The 16,515-nt window shown below is 39.8% G+C and carries 16 protein-coding genes and 1 CRISPR repeat array; of the genes, 4 read left to right on the forward strand and 12 right to left on the reverse strand.

Features of this window, described 5'->3' with window-relative positions:
* Positions 1-498: 498 nt before the first annotated feature.
* The 4 genes from spxB to PPA04_RS07810 form a co-directional block, all read right to left on the reverse strand.
* A complete protein-coding gene (gene spxB, locus PPA04_RS07795) occupies positions 499-2,247 on the reverse strand; it encodes a pyruvate oxidase (RefSeq protein ID WP_057784855.1) in 1,749 nt (582 codons plus the stop codon).
* A gap of 270 nt (positions 2,248-2,517) precedes the next feature.
* Entirely contained in the window at positions 2,518-3,846 is a 1,329-nt protein-coding gene (locus PPA04_RS07800) for an Nramp family divalent metal transporter (RefSeq protein ID WP_057784857.1), read from the reverse strand.
* 169 nt (positions 3,847-4,015) lie between these two features.
* On the reverse strand, positions 4,016-4,477 hold the full coding sequence (locus tag PPA04_RS07805) for a universal stress protein (RefSeq protein ID WP_057784854.1): 462 nt from the start codon (positions 4,475-4,477) through the stop codon (positions 4,016-4,018).
* A 587-nt stretch (positions 4,478-5,064) separates the two neighbouring features.
* A complete protein-coding gene (locus tag PPA04_RS07810) occupies positions 5,065-5,856 on the reverse strand; it encodes a YoaK family protein (RefSeq protein WP_068807931.1) in 792 nt (263 codons plus the stop codon).
* A gap of 186 nt (positions 5,857-6,042) precedes the next feature.
* Between PPA04_RS07810 and PPA04_RS09730 the strand changes: the two genes are divergently transcribed.
* Positions 6,043-6,327, forward strand: coding sequence for a hypothetical protein (locus tag PPA04_RS09730; protein WP_229923101.1), 285 nt, complete (start codon positions 6,043-6,045; stop codon positions 6,325-6,327).
* A gap of 26 nt (positions 6,328-6,353) precedes the next feature.
* Complete coding sequence (locus PPA04_RS09735) at positions 6,354-6,668, forward strand: GyrI-like domain-containing protein (protein WP_373295140.1); 315 nt, start codon at positions 6,354-6,356, stop codon at positions 6,666-6,668.
* 58 nt (positions 6,669-6,726) lie between these two features.
* Here the strand turns inward: PPA04_RS09735 and PPA04_RS07820 are convergent, their stop codons facing one another.
* From PPA04_RS07820 to PPA04_RS07845, 6 genes are all read right to left on the reverse strand, one after another.
* On the reverse strand, positions 6,727-7,200 hold the full coding sequence (locus PPA04_RS07820) for a CinA family protein (protein ID WP_057784853.1): 474 nt from the start codon (positions 7,198-7,200) through the stop codon (positions 6,727-6,729).
* A gap of 118 nt (positions 7,201-7,318) precedes the next feature.
* On the reverse strand, positions 7,319-8,872 hold the full coding sequence (locus PPA04_RS07825) for a bifunctional metallophosphatase/5'-nucleotidase (RefSeq protein ID WP_057784852.1): 1,554 nt from the start codon (positions 8,870-8,872) through the stop codon (positions 7,319-7,321).
* A 3-nt stretch (positions 8,873-8,875) separates the two neighbouring features.
* Positions 8,876-9,682 carry a phosphonate ABC transporter, permease protein PhnE gene (phnE, locus tag PPA04_RS07830; RefSeq protein WP_057784851.1) on the reverse strand — a complete coding sequence of 269 codons (807 nt, stop codon included), beginning with the start codon at positions 9,680-9,682 and terminating at the stop codon, positions 8,876-8,878.
* Positions 9,679-10,467 carry a phosphonate ABC transporter, permease protein PhnE gene (gene phnE, locus PPA04_RS07835; protein ID WP_057784850.1) on the reverse strand — a complete coding sequence of 263 codons (789 nt, stop codon included), beginning with the start codon at positions 10,465-10,467 and terminating at the stop codon, positions 9,679-9,681. The genes phnE (PPA04_RS07830) and phnE (PPA04_RS07835) overlap by 4 nt, the downstream gene beginning before the upstream one ends.
* Positions 10,464-11,246, reverse strand: a complete 783-nt coding sequence (gene phnC, locus PPA04_RS07840) for a phosphonate ABC transporter ATP-binding protein (protein WP_057784849.1) — start codon at positions 11,244-11,246, stop codon at positions 10,464-10,466. Before phnC ends, phnE (PPA04_RS07835) begins: the two co-directional genes overlap by 4 nt.
* 90 nt (positions 11,247-11,336) lie before the next feature.
* Positions 11,337-12,272, reverse strand: a complete 936-nt coding sequence (locus PPA04_RS07845; RefSeq protein ID WP_057784848.1) for a phosphate/phosphite/phosphonate ABC transporter substrate-binding protein — start codon at positions 12,270-12,272, stop codon at positions 11,337-11,339.
* Positions 12,273-12,476: 204 nt separating this feature from the next.
* Here PPA04_RS07845 and PPA04_RS09590 point away from each other — a divergent pair, with 204 nt between their 5' ends.
* Positions 12,477-12,635, forward strand: a complete 159-nt coding sequence (locus PPA04_RS09590; protein WP_186806973.1) for a hypothetical protein — start codon at positions 12,477-12,479, stop codon at positions 12,633-12,635.
* Between the two features lie 54 nt (positions 12,636-12,689).
* On the opposite strand, the gene PPA04_RS07850 is transcribed toward PPA04_RS09590, so the two are convergent.
* Positions 12,690-13,136 (reverse strand): GNAT family N-acetyltransferase, encoded by a 447-nt coding sequence (locus PPA04_RS07850; RefSeq protein ID WP_057784847.1) that lies wholly within the window; start codon positions 13,134-13,136, stop codon positions 12,690-12,692.
* 61 nt (positions 13,137-13,197) lie between these two features.
* On the reverse strand, positions 13,198-14,112 hold the full coding sequence (locus tag PPA04_RS07855; RefSeq protein WP_057784856.1) for a helix-turn-helix transcriptional regulator: 915 nt from the start codon (positions 14,110-14,112) through the stop codon (positions 13,198-13,200).
* 88 nt (positions 14,113-14,200) lie between these two features.
* Here PPA04_RS07855 and PPA04_RS07860 point away from each other — a divergent pair, with 88 nt between their 5' ends.
* Entirely contained in the window at positions 14,201-14,665 is a 465-nt protein-coding gene (locus tag PPA04_RS07860; protein WP_057784846.1) for an effector binding domain-containing protein, read from the forward strand.
* Between the two features lie 340 nt (positions 14,666-15,005).
* A CRISPR array of direct repeats spans positions 15,006-16,493; the repeat unit is 36 nt; unit sequence GCTCTTAACTATATTGATTCGACACTCTTCTAAAAC.
* Positions 16,494-16,515 lie beyond the last annotated feature (22 nt).

Here is a 16,515-nt window from a genome sequence, read left to right on the forward strand (position 1 = left end):
AAAACCTTCCAAAGCATCATCCGGAGACAAAATACCTATTAACATTAAAAAAGCAAGTGCACATAAAATGATGGCGTTCGGTGTGGTAATTTCCATAGCCATTAGCACAAAAGTAACAGCTAACGTTATTAGCACAATCGCAATTTGCAAAGTCGTGTCATATCACTCCATTTCTAAAACTTATTAGAAGAAAATTGAATTTGGAAATTCTCAAACACAAAGTTGTCCTTTACTAATTAAATGATTTTAAAATCGGCTTTTTGTGAGAAATATCTTTTCATTTCAAACGTCAGTTACTTTTAACGTTGAAGAAAATTGTAATATATACTTATGAACTAACGTGGGAGATAAATTGAGGATTTAACACGAAGTTTCGTCAAATTTGAATACTTCGTGAATTGCTAATGATAATTATTAGCAATTTGCGAGCAAAAAGATGCGATCAAAGTCAAAACTGACTTTGATCGCATCTTTAACAACATCTATTATTCACTTTTTTTATTCCACTTCGAATTCATTTAAATAAACACTAAATGGTTGTAATGCTTCGGCTTCATAACGTCGCTTGAAATCAGCAATTTCTTGTGCAGAGTTTGTTGCCGGATCTAATTGTAATTTTTCTGCTGGTAAAGGTCGATTATTACGAATTTTCACATCAATTATAACTGGGCCTTCAACTTTAATTGCCGTATCAAAGGCCGCGACCAATTCTTCATGAGTACAAGCTGTAATACCTAAGGCGCCCATTCCTTGTGCAATCATTGCATAATCTGCACCCTGCAAGTCAACGCCAAAGAATTTTTGCTTTTCATCTTCTTGTTCATCTTTAATAAAATCAAAGCTTTCATTTGAAAAAACAACGTTAATGATGTGTAGTTTTTCCTTCACTTGAGTTAAAACATCTTGCATCACCATTGAAAACGCACCGTCACCCGTCAAATTGAAGACTTGCCGATCAGGATAAGTCAGCTTTCCTGCAATTGCAGCACCCACACCGTATCCCATCGTAGCAAACAGGGCAGAAGTGGTAAATTTTTGTTTTGGATTCATATTCAAGAATCGCAAACTGTTCATCGTCACATCACCCACATCAATCGCAAACACATCATTACCAGTGGCCACACGATTAATTTGTTTGAAAACTGAACCTACTTCCAAAGGCTCTGTTTTTTTATCAGCTAATTGTTGGAGATAGGCACGCCAATTCTTCATATTAGCCACACAAGCCTCATAAAAAGGCCGATGTGCCACTTCTTTACTTTGCGCGACTAATTGGACCATTGTTTGTTTGGCATCGCTGAGCAACGGTACATCCACATCATGTCGCTTACCAATTTTGGCAGAATCAATGTCGACTTGAATAAATTTTGCTTCTGGTTTAAACAGATCCTTCGTCCGCCCGAACGGAAAATCAGCACCGATCATCATAATGAGGTCTGCTTGCTCCAAAGTTTCATTACCAGGCTTAGTCGAAACCCGGTAAGCCGATCCCATGTTACCTTCAAAATCATCCGGAATAATTCCCTTTGAAATTGACGACATCACAACTGGTAGTTTGAGATGTTTTGCCAAAGCAATCAATTCATCGGTTGCGCCTTTAACTCCGATTCCCGCAAAAATCACGGGTCGGTTCGCTGTTGAAATTAGATCAATCGCCTTTTTCACCATTTGACTATCCGGAGCTGGTAAAACTGGTTGCACATAACTATGTCCAGATGACCAAAACTCGCTTGGAATTTCTTTGGTTCCCAAGTCATTAGGAATCGTGACTACTGCCACGCCATTTTCTTTATATGCCCGCCGAATTGCTTCGTCCACCACATGTGGCAAGCTTTCCGCCGTCATGACTGTTCGGTTATAAACAGAAACATCCGCAAACATTGGATTTTCATTCATTTCTTGGAAAGAATCCCAGTTCATGTCAGCAGTCCTAACCTGCCCAATTAGTGCCAATACTGGCACATGATCCATTTGGGCATCATACAAACCATTAAATAAATGCGTGGCACCAGGACCAGCTGATCCGAAACAAACGCCTAACTTTCCAGTTAATTTTGCATGGGCTGTGGCAGCGAACGCACCAATTTCTTCATGACGAACCTGAATATAAGCAATCTTATCCTTTTCGACTCGTAACGCATCCATCGTACTATTAATTGATCCGCCTGGAATGCCGTAAACCTGCTGAACATCCCAGTCTTCGAGTACTTTCATCATCGCAATACCAGCATTAATTGTTTCACCCATTATTAATCCTTCTTTCTAGTTTTGATTTATTGTCGTTATAACTGCATACCTATGGGTGTAGTATCTCATGAAGTAAATACGCGTGTAAAAGAAAACGCTCTCATTAGTTTATACAAAAAATGAGACCACAACAAAACCTATGTCTTCGTTGCGATCTCGTTCATATTTCCAAAATGTTATTTTTAAACCGTAAAAAAAAGCAGATTCTGAGCCTAGTCACAACTATGCTCAGAATCCGACCGTCTTTTTTCACTTTCATTTTTCTAGTTATTATAGAGTTTGAAAAATTAACCAAACGTTTAAAATAACTAGGACAATTGCAGCAACCCAAGCACAGACATTGACCCATGTTCGGTTGGCAAACTCACCCATCAGTTTCTTGCTACCCGTAAAAATAATTAGTGGGATCATTGCAAACGGTAATGCCACACTCAAAAATACCTGTGAGAACGTCAGTAAGTTTTCAATTTGTGATTCATTTCCGTGATAGTAAATGGCAAATCCTAAAACAGGAATAATGGCCAGCAACCGGGTTAACAAACGCTGTGCCCATAACGGCATCCGCAACCGAATGAAACCTTCCATGATAATCTGTCCAGACAAGGTTCCAGTAATAGTGGAGCTTTGACCAGATGATAACAAGGCAACCGCAAACAGCATACTCAGTACCGGACTTGCGACCGCACCAACAATTTTTGAATTACCTAAAGCGTTGTATAAGTCGACGAAACGGCCTAAGTCTGAATTGGTACCAAAGAACAATGCAGCTCCTAAAATCAAAAGTAAACAGTTGACGACAAAAGCCATCGTTAATTGCATATTGGAATCAGCGACTGTGTACCGAATTGCACTGCTCACACTCTTCCGATCATTACGATCAAAATTACGTGTTTGAGAAATGGATGAACCCAAGTACAAATTATGAGGCATAACCGTGGCACCCACAATTCCTAAGCCAATATACAACATTGATTTGTTCGCAATAATATCTTTTCCGGGAACAAATCCACGCAGAATTTCTGGTACATTTGGTTGTGCCAAAATAACTTCATACAAGAAAACAAAGAGAATTACAGCAACCAGTGTCGCTACGATTGCTTCAATTTTTCGAAATCCTAGTTTCATTAACAGCAATAGCAGCAAAACATCAAATGCTGTAATGATAATACCGACAATCAGTGGGAACCCAAACAGCAGCTCCAACGCAATCCCTGATCCAATAATTTCCGCAATATCGGTAGCCATAATGGCTAGTTCTGTGATAATAAATAGAATGATACCACCGAGTTTGGAAGTCTTTTCTCGGGTAAGTTGCGCTAAATCACGACCAGTTACAATTCCCAGCCGAGCAGCCATTGCTTGTAACAGCATCGCGATTAAACTTGAAATCAAGATGACACTAATTAACCGGTATTTAAACTGAGCTCCACCAGAAATTGAAGTAATCCAGTTACCTGGGTCCATATATCCTACTGAAACTAAAACTCCAGGTCCTAAGTACGCCAAAAATGTTTTTAGAACTCCTGCATTTTGCGGAACTTCGACACTTCCGTTAATTTCATCTAAAGATTTACTCGCGCCACCAGTAGATGAGATCATGTGGTGTGTTTTGTGACCTGTTGTTGAATCCTTTTGTACCGAACTCCCCTGTACTGCTTGTGACTGTCCGTCACCATTTTGGATCTTTACTTCTTTAATATTGTCTTGGTTGTCTTTCTTTGCCATGGCATTTCCTCTTTTCTAACATTCTCAAAATCCAATCTCTGAATTATCGAACTACGATTACGGAAACGTGTGCCCGTTTTGCAATTCTTAATCCTACCGCTCCTGGTACACGGTGGCTTGCATCCTCTGTATCAGATCCGCAAACAATCAAATCCGGTTTAAACTTTGGAATAACTCTTTCTAATATAACATCATCTACATCACCAGCACCAACAGTTAATCCAGTCACATGCTCAGCACCCAGTTTTTCGGCAATCGTCATATAATCTTCAACCGTTTGGCGAACATCATCTTCCTTTTTGTCGATCTTACCTGGTGTCATCACATCAAAAATGCTTACATCATCGTCTTCTAAAACGGAGACAATACATAATTCAATCTGATAATCATGTGCCATTGTCGCTGCATAACGAAATGCCCGGATCGAAGAATTTGGATCATCAGCATCCACAGTCAATAACACGCGACGGAAAACAAGTGGTTGACTCAATTCACTAGCTTGCATAACAAACCTCCTCATTTTTGGTTTCATTAGTGTTTTTAAATCACCATATTCAACCTGTATTCAGATGGCTTCAGTTTTTTACCACCTAAATGATATTAACACTTAAAACAATAGATTTCCATGAAGGTAGTATGAAATCATGGACACCATTTAGTATAATTCCATAATAGGAAGGATTGTGTTTTTATGACCAAGAAAAAATACTCAGTAGATTTTGAAGTGCCCCGTAATTGTTAGACATAAATCTGACAGTTGTGAGGCGCTTCATTTTATTTTCCAAACCTTTTAAGTTTTGATAGCCAAAACGTGTTAAAGAGAGCAACTTCCTCCGCTTGCCAGTTCTTGCGGTCTGAACTTCGGCCACAAGAATGGACATCATCCGAAACATAAAAGATTATTAGCGTTATTTGCTAATAATCCTCTTTAATGTGGAGTAGTGCCAGTTGTGCTTTCTATCTTTATAGCCGAAACGTGTTAAAAAAGGCAGCTTCTTCCGCTTAGCTACGGAAAAGCAACGATTCCAAGTACGAATCATTGCTCTTCCTAGGCTAATGCTCAGAAGCTATTCGCCTTTTTGAACACTCTTTTTATTTTCTTCTTCTCCGCCGACTTCTTGTCTCAGGCTCCGACACATCTTCTTCATCTTCCGACACTTGTGGATGCCGACTTGCCCGCGTTGGCCGTTCTTCTTGCTTCGTTACTTCTTGGTCAGCAGTTACCTTACTATGCTGGGACAAATACACAATTGCACCCAAAATTAAGATTGCTGGCACCAAAATTGCCGAATCCTGCAACCACGGCACAAAAATGCCCGAAACAAATGCGCCAACCATAAAACTGCCCACCACAATACCAGTATCAGCAGCCTTTTGTTTTGCAACCACATCATGGCGTATATAGCCAGTGTACAAATTTTCTGCAGCCGTTCGAATATTTCCCGTCATCATCAAAGAAGTGAACGGCCCATCTTGTAACTTTCGAAACTCCTGTAATTGAGCTGCCGCCGTAATGGCTAGCAACATCACGGTAATCACATCTGGTGCATTACTACTGATCATGGCCACCAAAACCATCAAAGCAAACTCATAGATTAAAACAAAGTAGGCCCGTTTTAAATAGTTTCGCTTAAAGTAATGCTGGACGTGCCGAATAAATACGGTACCCAGTCCAAATGCAATAATCGCAATTAAATAGTAACCGAATTTTGCAAAATGACCCTTACTCAAACTGACTCCCATCAAAATTAGGTTTCCAGTTTGGAGTCCGGCAAACACACCGCCATGTTCTAAATATGTGTATGCATCTAAGCCTCCAGCAATTGCTGCTAAAAAGGCGCCGAAATATAGTTGCTGGTAGGCAGGATAAGCTTGTCTCCTCAAAAAAATGGTCCCCTTTCTCTCTTATGTTTAAACTTTTGAATCCATGAAAATTGATCAACACATTTTAGTGTAGCATGAACCGCGTTCAGACTAAAATAATTATTTAAGACGTTAATTATTCTTTAAAAATTGTATAATTGAATGAAACCGTTTTATAACCACTAAATATCGAAATGAGGCTCAGTCATGCACAAAAAATACACTTGGCGAACAGCCGAAAAAACAATTTATCCAATCAAAAAAGCACCTTCAATTGCCACCCTACCAACACAAACCTTCATCACAATTTCTGGTTCCGGAAATCCAAATAGTGACGCATTTGGCAGAAAAATTGCCGCTTTATATGCCGTTAGCTACGCAATTAGAATGGCACAAAAAAAGGCATCCACTTTCCTGGCTCCTTTGAATATACCGTTTATCCCTTGGAAGGCTTTTGGACGTTACCAGAAAATTATCACAGTAACGAGTTAAATAAAAATCAGCTGGTTTATCAAATTATGATTAAACAACCTAACTTCGTCACACCAGCTGTTTTTGACCAAGTGCTAAATTTGGCAAAACCCAAAATTAATTCCGAGCTATTTAGTCAACTTTCTTTAGAAACTAAACAAGAAAAGACAGTTGGGATGATCTTACACGTTGGCTCTTTTGATGACGAACCTGCTAGTTTTGCGAAGCTGGCACAGTTTTTGGATGAGCAAGGTTACAAGCGCACTAGTAAAGCTCATAAAGAGATTTATCTTTCTGATTTTAGAAAAGTAATTGAGGATAAACGTAAAACGATTCTACGAGTATCTATAACGAAAAAATAAAAAAGTGAAACAAAACTCGTCTCACTTTTATCGTCATTTAAACGATTTAAGAACCATCCTATAAAATTTCATCACTAATTTTTTGGAACGCAAACTCACAGCAGGCTTCACGAAATTCGTTTCGTTCGAGTTCAGGTTGATGTAAGTCATATGCATCAGTCTGGCCTTGAAAACTAACCCCAATCCAGGCAGTTCCAGCCTTTTCGCCCTCAAGTCCAGTTGGCCCTGCTGCTCCCGTAAATGAAACGGCAAGATCAGTATTGAGGGCTTTTTGCGCACCCTGTGCCATAGCAACAGCCACTTCAAAACTAACAACACCATACTGTTGAATAAGCGATGCCGGCACATTTAAAAGTTGTGTTTTAACTGCATCTGAATAGGTCACAAATCCACCTGTAAAAATATCAGAGCTCCCCGGAACGGATGTGATTTCTGATTGAAATAATCCGCCAGTTAGGCTTTCTGCTGCAGTAATTGAAATATTTTTTTCGATTAAACTTTTTACCACATAATTAACTAATTTAGCGTTCATGAATGATCATCCCTTCAAGTCCTTTTGATTTCAGTTTACCTTTCTGCTCCAGAATTACCACTATAAAATCAAAAAAACGTTGTCATCCAACATCAGGAAAGGCAACGTTTTTAAATGATTACTTTTTAATTCGAATATTTTCTTCATGTATCGCCTGCACAACCGGATGTTTCGCAAAATAATCGCTAATCAATTCGGTCATATCAATTTGAACTTCACGCACAATTTTACTCGCGGCAAACATCTGATAATCACCGCCACCAATTCCACGATATTGGTTTAACGTCACTTCCAGTTTCTGATCATCGTGCACCGGTTTGCCATGATAACTCAACGCAATTACCCGCTGATTTTCCGGTTTGGTTAAATCAAACGCATAATTAATGCCGCTATAGATATCGTAATTATACAATTGTAGCTTGGGTTCCCGGAACTTAGCTGAAACTGCGACCTGACCTTTTGAATCAACCATGAAGAAACTTGCACACCGTTCCAACGCTCGTTTTAAATCGGTACCCGTAACTTTCAAAACAACCAGCGTATTTGGATAAACATAGCTATTCACGATATTACGCATCGTGACGGTCGGATCATAGCCCAACACTTCATCATTAAACAAAGCGGTTGCTGATAAATCAGTATGGGTTGCTGCCATTTGAACCTGATTAATAAAACTCAAGTAAGGATGACCATGCAGACGAGCCGTCATAGGATCCGTAATTTTCATATTACCGATAACTTCTCCCATTGGCGCATCAAGCCAATCTTCAACGTCGTCTTGTAAATCAGAAGTTAGGTTTTCAAACTTTGCGGCTGGTTGCACATCGGCCACAAAAATTAGATGGGCATCTTGTGTTTGAACCTGGTGCTGAGCATTCAAATTCAATTCAATTGCTCCAACAAATTTACCTTTTTCGCCTGGTTGGGTTGTCGGCACACCCTGGCAAATGGTGGCGATTTCTCGATGTTGGTGACCTGTCACTAATGCATCAATTCCGGCCACTTCTTTCAATAATTGGTAGCCCTCGTTTTCTCCTGTAAGCCGTTCACTAGGTTTACCAGTTTCCAAATCACACTCAAAGCCACCATGATAGGCCACAATCACGATATCGACTTGTTCTCGCAATATGGGAACCCATTTTTTGGCAGCCTTAATTGCTGATTCAAAACACCAACCTGCAATGTGATCCGCTTGCTCCCAATGAGGAATATATTGCGTTGTTAATCCTAAAATACCTACTTTTAATCCGTGATGTTCCAGAATTTTATACGGGGCATCAATGACGCCATCGCCGGGATTCTCTTTCAAATTAGCAGCCAAAATGGGATAACGACGCCCAGTTTCACACTGCTGTAGATACGCCATGCCATAATTGAATTCATGATTCCCCAAAATACCTGCGTCGTAACCCACTGCATTCGTCAGTCGGGTATAGATAGACCGCCATTTAGCCTGCTTTTTTGCAGTGAAATAGGTTAACGGTGAGCCTTGAATAAAGTCGCCATTTTCAATGGTGATCACCCATTCGTCAGCCGCGGCTTGTTGTTTAATTTGCTCAATTTTAGTCGCTACTTTTAAAAAACCATATTCTTCATGATCGGTGCGCTGACTATAGTTTGTAGGATAGAGGTAGCCATGTACATCACTTGTTGATAAAATTGTGAGTTTCATTGCCTACACCAGCCGTTTCCGAAGCGTTCCTGAAATAAAATCGATCAAGGTGACCGTAATGATAATACCCAGTAAAATAATCCCCACTCGTGACCAAGTCCGCGTTTGGATGGCGAAAAGAAGTGGTGTGCCAATTCCACCAGCCCCAACCATCCCTAAAATAGAAGCTGATCGTACCGCAATTTCAAATCGGTACAAAGTGTATGATAAAAACTCTGGTAAAACCGTTGGCAAAGTTGCAAATACCAATGTCTGTGAACGATTGCCACCGCTACTCATGAGGGCTTCACTAGGTCCAAAATCCATATTTTCAATCGATTCACTAAACAGCTTTCCTAACATCCCAATAGAGTGAATGCTAACGGCCAAAACACCAGCAAACGACCCCGGCCCAACTGCTTTAATAAACATGATAGCCAAGACGATTTCGGGAAAAGTCCGAATCAAAGTCAGGACTAGTTTGCCTGAAGTTGACCGAATGTGAAACCGTGGCTTACCTGTCCGAGCCGCCCAAAAAGCAAACGGCACACTCAAGATGGCCGAAATAAAAGTCCCTAAAAACGCCATTGCAATAGTTTGCAAAATCAGGCTTACCAGATCTTCGCCACTGCCATCATAGACGTACTTCCAATCTGGATGAAAAATCCCATAGGCAATTGAACGGGAAACTTCACCCGCAGAATCTTTAATCCCAGTAAATTGCACACCAGTAATACCCCAAATATAAATCACGGCAATGATCACCAACCAAAACAACCATTTATACCGTTTAGACCGCAACGATGTCTGACTCACTGTTAGTTGTTTCATAGTAATCGCTCCCTCAACGTATTGCTGACGCCATCAATAATTAGAACCACAACTAAGATTCCTAAAATAATGATCGCCGTTTGGCCATAAGCAAACTGATCTAAGGATCGTTGTAGATACACCCCAATCCCGCCGGCACCTAAGTAACCAAGGACGGTTGAAGCCCGCACATTAATTTCAAACGTATACAAGAAATAACTTACAAAATAGTTAAATACTTGAGGAATGACTGCAAACACAACCAACTGTGTTTTGTTGGCACCCGCCGCCTGTAGTGCTTCTAAGGGTCCCTCATCAATCGTTTCAATTGCTTCATAAAATAGTTTGGAAATCATCCCAAAGGAGAAGATGGCTAGTGTAAACACACCGGCAACGGGACCAATTCCGACAATGGCCACAAACAATGCAGCCAACATCAAATCCGGTAACGTCCGTACTAAATTTAAAATAAACCGAATAATGCCACGGAGAAATTTATTTTTCACGATGTTCCGGGCTGCTAAAACCGAAAATGGAATGGCAACTAGGGTTCCCACTGTGGTCCCGATCAACGCCATTTGGATGGTTTCTAAGATGGGTTGCACCACCAAACTTGTGTACTGCCAATCTGGTTTAGCCATTTGCTGCAAAAGCACAACGAACTGACCAAAATTTGCAAAAAACATGACAAAGTCAACGCCAGTCATCTTTGCGGTGCCAATAACTAATAGAACAAATAGCGTCAGCCAAGCAATCGTTTTAACATGATACTTCTGCGCAAAGGTTCGCGTTGGGACAATATTCATGCTTGCACCTCGCTTTTCTTTACAATACTGACAGGTTGATAAATGGCCTCCAAATCTTTTTCGGTCACTTTGCTGATGGGTTCGTCGTAAACAAGCTCACCATCACGCAACCCGATAATACGATCAGCAAAGCGCTGAGCCAAAGACACCGAATGCAAATTCACAATTACAGTAATATGAAACTCCTCATTTAATCGTTTTAAATCATCCATCACAGATTCAGTCGTCAGCGGATCCAACGAGGCAATTGGTTCATCTGCCAAAACAATTTTAGGATCCTGCATAAACGCCCGGGCAATCGCAACCCGTTGTTGTTGACCACCCGATAATTCATCCGCCCGACTATACAGTTTTTCACCAAGACCCACTCGCTGCAAAGCTTCAATTGCTTTTTGTTTATCGTCTTTTGAAAATAACCCCAACGTGCTCTTCCAAGTGGAATAATATCCCACTCTTCCCGATAAAACGTTGCGTTGCACACTAGAACGTTTAACTAAATTAAAGTTTTGAAAAATCATGCCAATACTGCGCCGCAATCCCCGCAGCTCTTTGCCTTTTAGATGCACAATCGATTCACCATCTACCCTAATGTCACCTGTTGAAATATCATGCATTCGATTAATTGTGCGCATCAATGTACTTTTCCCGGCACCCGAAAGGCCCACGACGACGAGAAACTGGCCTTTAGGGATAGACAAGTTAATATCTTTCAAACCCAAGGTACCGTTCTGATAAGTTTTAGAAACATGTTTAAACTCGATTATTGGTTCGTCTGTCATATTCAGGATTCCTTTCGTTTATCCAAACTTGCAAGAAAAGGGAGTACGCTCGTGGCGTCCCCCTTTCCCAAACTGAACTGTCTTTGAAGACTATTTATTTAATTTCTTAGCTGTCTTGTCATATGACCGAATTGCGTTGTAGTCGCTATTCTTGGCAGTGACGTAGTTTTCATGTGAATAAACTGATGAAATGATCGCGTGGCCTTTCTTGGTCTTGGCAATTGCCTTAAAGGCTTTAGAAATTTTTTTATCCCACTTGCTACTCATATCACCACGAACAGTAATCGTATCGTTTGAAATACCCTTCGTTGTATAGATTGGCACAACCTTTTTCATGACATCTTTAGCATCTTTTTCAACAAGTAAACGGGCGCCTTGGAAGACAAAGGCTGCATCTGCATCGCCATTATAAACGGCCATGACACCTTGATCATGTCCCTTAACCTGAACCGTTTTAATGTTGTTCTTATTAATATTGATACCGTGTCGATAAAGTTCAACCGCTGGATAAATCCAACCTGCAGAAGAAGTGGTATCTTGAACCGCAATCTTTTTACCCTTTAAATCCTTGATTGACTTAATGCCACTACCTTTGCGAACTAAAATCTGAGCTTTGTAAGTGTTGACCAACGTATTGGTAATCTGGTCATTAGGTTCCTTGTATCCGTAACGCTGAGCCTTCAACAAAACCTTTGCGTTATATTGTTTATGAGCCAAAACATATGCATCTGGTGGCAAGAAACCAACATCAACCTTCTTAGAACCCATTGCTTCGACGATCGTATTGTAGTCTGTTGAAACGGAAACCTTAACTGGAATCCCGAGTTGTTTCTTTAACAAGCCTTCCAATGGTTTCGCCTTTGCTTCAATAGTGCTGGCATTTGAAGACGGAACAAACTGAACCGTCAACTTTTTCGGTGTATAGGATTTGCTGGCCGAACTACTTGAACTCTTCCCGCAAGCTCCCAAAACAAAAACAAGTGATAGTGCCCCAACAACTGTAGCCAATCGTTTAAACATTCGCATCAAAGTGTCTCCCCTTTTGATTGTATTTGACAAGTTCAGTGTATCTCATAAACCGAACAATTTCAATGATATTTGCAAAGATTGTTAAGTTTTTATCAAATCGAGCTGTTTACATAACTTTCAGTACCATTCATTTATTTGAAAGCCGAATGAAAACACACCGAGAGAGCCAAATTGATCAAATATCGCCATTTAGGGGGTAATTTGTCGTCAAAATCGGGACTACAATTTAATCAGATTCATCCGAAACCACTTATGGGTGTTGCTTTCATAGACAAAGCTTCTTCACTTATGGGGGTTGTAATGCCTGTTTCTAGGGCGCAAAAACGGAATGCCAAACAAGGCCGACCTATTTTTGCATAAAAAAGTCCCCTCAATCTAATTTGAGAGGAGGAATTATATTTATATCTCATTTGATTACAGTTTCCGAATCATATCAAGATGGGGAATACCAGTATCTAAATACACATCACTAGTCGCTTCGAATTCAAACGATTCGTAAAATTGCTGTAAATAAGCCTGGGCTTGAATTTTAATGGTCGTGATTTTAGGCATTTCCGCTTGAACCGCCTGAATACCAGCCGTTAAGAGTTGGCTGCCATACCCATGTTTTCGAAACTTTGGATCAATTACCACGCGGCCAATCCGGATTGCTGTGGGGTCAGTTTCTGGAATCAACCGCAAATAACCCACTAAATTTCCAGTATCATCATGCAATTGCAAATGTTTAGAAACTAAATCGGCTTCATCGACCTCTGGATAGGCACAATTCTGTTCCACCACAAAAACATCGGTACGCAATTTATAAATTTTAAAGAGTTCCATATTCGTTAATTCTGAAAAAGCTTTGACTGTAACTTTCATTTTATGCTCCTCTACCGTTGGCTAGCTTTCATTGAACTTCAGTATTTCCTGCAATTGAAGTTCATTTATCATATTCCGACAATACCTGTTTTAAAAAACGTTGATAGTTTTCGACAAAATCAGGTGGTCCAATTACCTTGATGTGGGAGCCGAATCCCGCCAAATAGCGGTAACCAAATTCATGATAGGGCACGGTAATTTCCGCATAATAGTGCTGATTATCAATTTCACTGAGAACCTTGGCGCCATAGCGTTCCACAAATTGGTCGCGAACCGTCGCATCTATTTTAACTTTAATTGGAATGTTTGGAAACGGAAAATAAGTTTTAGCCAGTTGCCGATTAGGCTTATACTTCCGTTGCGTAAATTTCGTAGACAACTGTTTTACATTCGTAATTCGCGAAATTTTATACGTTAGGAATGCCTGCTTTTCTAGAACATAACCTTGTAAATACCAACGCGTTTCCTTGGCCTGTAACTGATAAGGCTCCACCGTTTGCGTTATTTTACTACCGTCAACATCAATGTATGTAAATTTAACTAAATATTGTGACTTGATGGCGTGTTGAAGAGCATCCATCATTTCTGCTAACTCGCTACGCCCTGACCACTGCTGAAACGAGATCGAGACGGACTTTTGTGTGATTTCATGAGGAATCATGCTTCGGATTTTCTCGAGTGTCGCTTTAATGTCATCATTCAACATGAGACTTTGAAAACCATTTAACGCAATCAAAATATTTTCCAAATCTGTCACAGATAAAAGACGTTTATCGAACTTATAAGCTGGCATTAAGCCGTAGCCCCCATGACTGCCCCGCAACGCATAGACGGGAATGTTGGCCAGCGCCAGCGTATCCATATCTCGTAAAATGGTGCGTTTGGTCACTTTAAATAAATCTGCAAATTCCTGTGCAGAGATCACGTCGCGCTCTAACAACATCATAACTATCGCGATTAGTCGTTCAATTTTCATTTTATTTCCACCAATTTTCATTGATGACAGACACCTGTCACCTTTAATACAGTATACTATCGCTATATTAAAAAAGGAGATCTTTTAAATGACTTTTGAAATCATAAAATTACCGGAACAACTCTTTGCTGGAATCACAACGGTACTGCCCACGCCAGAATCTTTTGACGATATTTCGGCACTCAGTAAGGTGAAAGCTGAATATTTGGACAAATTCAAAAAAGATGCTGCAAAGTTAAGTGGCGGTGCACAAGATGATAATATCTATGGCATTAACTTTAATGATGCTAATCAAAACTATCTAGTTGGTGTCAAAGTTACCAAAGTTCCCGCTGGAACAGCAAGCTTCTCCACTCCAGCAACAACCTTTGCAAAATTCACGACCAAAGCTACCGACCGTCCCCAGATTGATCAATTCATCGGTGCTGCTTATGGCGAACTGTCGCAATCCGCTAAATATGGAATTGGTGGTAACTACAACGTAGAGATTGTGAACAATTTTGTGAAAGATGCCGATACGTTTACGTTGCTTTTGCCGGCGATGGAAAAATAAAGTGACCATAATGAAAAGCGCCCTTCAAATATAAGGGCGCTCTTTTCATATATTGATTTTGGCACTCTTAAGAATACGTTTTTTGCACAATTAAAAGTTCATAAATCTCTTATCTAGATCGATTCGACAATAAAAGTCCTGCAAGCACTACAGTCAATATGTTTGACAACACTTGCAAACCACTGTTTGAGTTTCCTGAAACGTTCAAAATTAAGGAGACGATAGACACCAGTATTGTAATTACGGCTAACCATTTAATTTTTTTACTCATAGCTCTTTCCCTCCTTTTATTAGTCACTTGTAAAACAAGTATTCATTAATAGTAATAGTTGCTTCCTTTGCTCTTAACTATATTGATTCGACACTCTTCTAAAACATTGGACGATCAGAGTGAATCATTCAACACGCTCTTAACTATATTGATTCGACACTCTTCTAAAACCGTCAACCAGCTCAACTGAATGATAACGTAGCTCTTAACTATATTGATTCGACACTCTTCTAAAACAGAATTTGGAAATGATTTCACTCACTGGAAGCTCTTAACTATATTGATTCGACACTCTTCTAAAACCGTCAACCAGCTCAACTGAATGATAACGTAGCTCTTAACTATATTGATTCGACACTCTTCTAAAACCTTAGATTGTGTTGCTTCTGTTTCAGTAAAGCTCTTAACTATATTGATTCGACACTCTTCTAAAACTAGTTCACGTTTGGACATTCAGCCGTCTGCGCTCTTAACTATATTGATTCGACACTCTTCTAAAACTTCAGATGAAATTTTTCCACCAATTGACGAGCTCTTAACTATATTGATTCGACACTCTTCTAAAACGGATACTACGGACGTTACAGAAGGAGGTGAGCTCTTAACTATATTGATTCGACACTCTTCTAAAACAACATTCACTTGTTTCTTGATTTCAGCTAAGCTCTTAACTATATTGATTCGACACTCTTCTAAAACTACAGCGTGGAGCTTAATATGTTTCGATGTGCTCTTAACTATATTGATTCGACACTCTTCTAAAACCCAGGTTGCACCAGATTTGGAAAATAATTCGCTCTTAACTATATTGATTCGACACTCTTCTAAAACCGCCTATCGGAGTGGCCAAATAATGCTCAAGCTCTTAACTATATTGATTCGACACTCTTCTAAAACTGACGTACCGAGAACACCAGCTCCCGCTTCGCTCTTAACTATATTGATTCGACACTCTTCTAAAACAGCGTAGCGGAGCATCATCTCCCCAAATATGCTCTTAACTATATTGATTCGACACTCTTCTAAAACAACGTTGGCATCAATACGATAGTACAGCGTGCTCTTAACTATATTGATTCGACACTCTTCTAAAACGCCTGATATGCTTGCAGGAAACCTGTAATTGCTCTTAACTATATTGATTCGACACTCTTCTAAAACTGCGCATAACGAGGTCTGTTATGTCATCAAGCTCTTAACTATATTGATTCGACACTCTTCTAAAACTAAGCAAAGACTTTGTTTCTTCTACGTCAGGCTCTTAACTATATTGATTCGACACTCTTCTAAAACGTACAAAGGTAAGATACTTACATTACCAGAGCTCTTAACTATATTGATTCGACACTCTTCTAAAACGGGCTTAGCTAGCATCGGATTAGCTTTTTCGCTCTTAACTATATTGATTCGACACTCTTCTAAAACTGCAGTTTGCCAATCTGTTCAGTTAGATAAGCTCTTAACTATATTGATTCGACACTCTTCTAAAACTGATTTCAGGCAATTGAAGTATTGCTGTCGGCTCTTAACTATATTGATTCGACACTCTTCTAAAACAAGCATTCATCTAACAGACAAG

The organism is Pediococcus parvulus, assembly GCF_007990205.1.
GTDB classification, from domain to species: domain Bacteria; phylum Bacillota; class Bacilli; order Lactobacillales; family Lactobacillaceae; genus Pediococcus; species Pediococcus parvulus.

Bases quoted from the DNA above. Each gene is read 5' to 3' on its own strand.
- spxB (WP_057784855.1), bottom strand. From the start codon at position 2,247: ATGGGTGAAACAATTAATGCTGGTATTGCGATGATGAAAGTACTCGAA.
- PPA04_RS07800 (WP_057784857.1), bottom strand. From the start codon at position 3,846: ATGATCTCATCTACTGGTGGCGCGAGTAAATCTTTAGATGAAATTAAC.
- PPA04_RS07805 (WP_057784854.1), bottom strand. From the start codon at position 4,477: ATGCAAGCTAGTGAATTGAGTCAACCACTTGTTTTCCGTCGCGTGTTA.
- PPA04_RS09730 (WP_229923101.1), top strand. From the start codon at position 6,043: ATGCACAAAAAATACACTTGGCGAACAGCCGAAAAAACAATTTATCCA.
- PPA04_RS09735 (WP_373295140.1), top strand. From the start codon at position 6,354: ATGATTAAACAACCTAACTTCGTCACACCAGCTGTTTTTGACCAAGTG.
- PPA04_RS07820 (WP_057784853.1), bottom strand. From the start codon at position 7,200: ATGAACGCTAAATTAGTTAATTATGTGGTAAAAAGTTTAATCGAAAAA.
- PPA04_RS07825 (WP_057784852.1), bottom strand. From the start codon at position 8,872: ATGAAACTCACAATTTTATCAACAAGTGATGTACATGGCTACCTCTAT.
- phnE (WP_057784851.1), bottom strand. From the start codon at position 9,682: ATGAAACAACTAACAGTGAGTCAGACATCGTTGCGGTCTAAACGGTAT.
- phnE (WP_057784850.1), bottom strand. From the start codon at position 10,467: ATGAATATTGTCCCAACGCGAACCTTTGCGCAGAAGTATCATGTTAAA.
- phnC (WP_057784849.1), bottom strand. From the start codon at position 11,246: ATGACAGACGAACCAATAATCGAGTTTAAACATGTTTCTAAAACTTAT.
- PPA04_RS07845 (WP_057784848.1), bottom strand. From the start codon at position 12,272: ATGCGAATGTTTAAACGATTGGCTACAGTTGTTGGGGCACTATCACTT.
- PPA04_RS07850 (WP_057784847.1), bottom strand. From the start codon at position 13,136: ATGAAAGTTACAGTCAAAGCTTTTTCAGAATTAACGAATATGGAACTC.
- PPA04_RS07855 (WP_057784856.1), bottom strand. From the start codon at position 14,112: ATGAAAATTGAACGACTAATCGCGATAGTTATGATGTTGTTAGAGCGC.
- PPA04_RS07860 (WP_057784846.1), top strand. From the start codon at position 14,201: ATGACTTTTGAAATCATAAAATTACCGGAACAACTCTTTGCTGGAATC.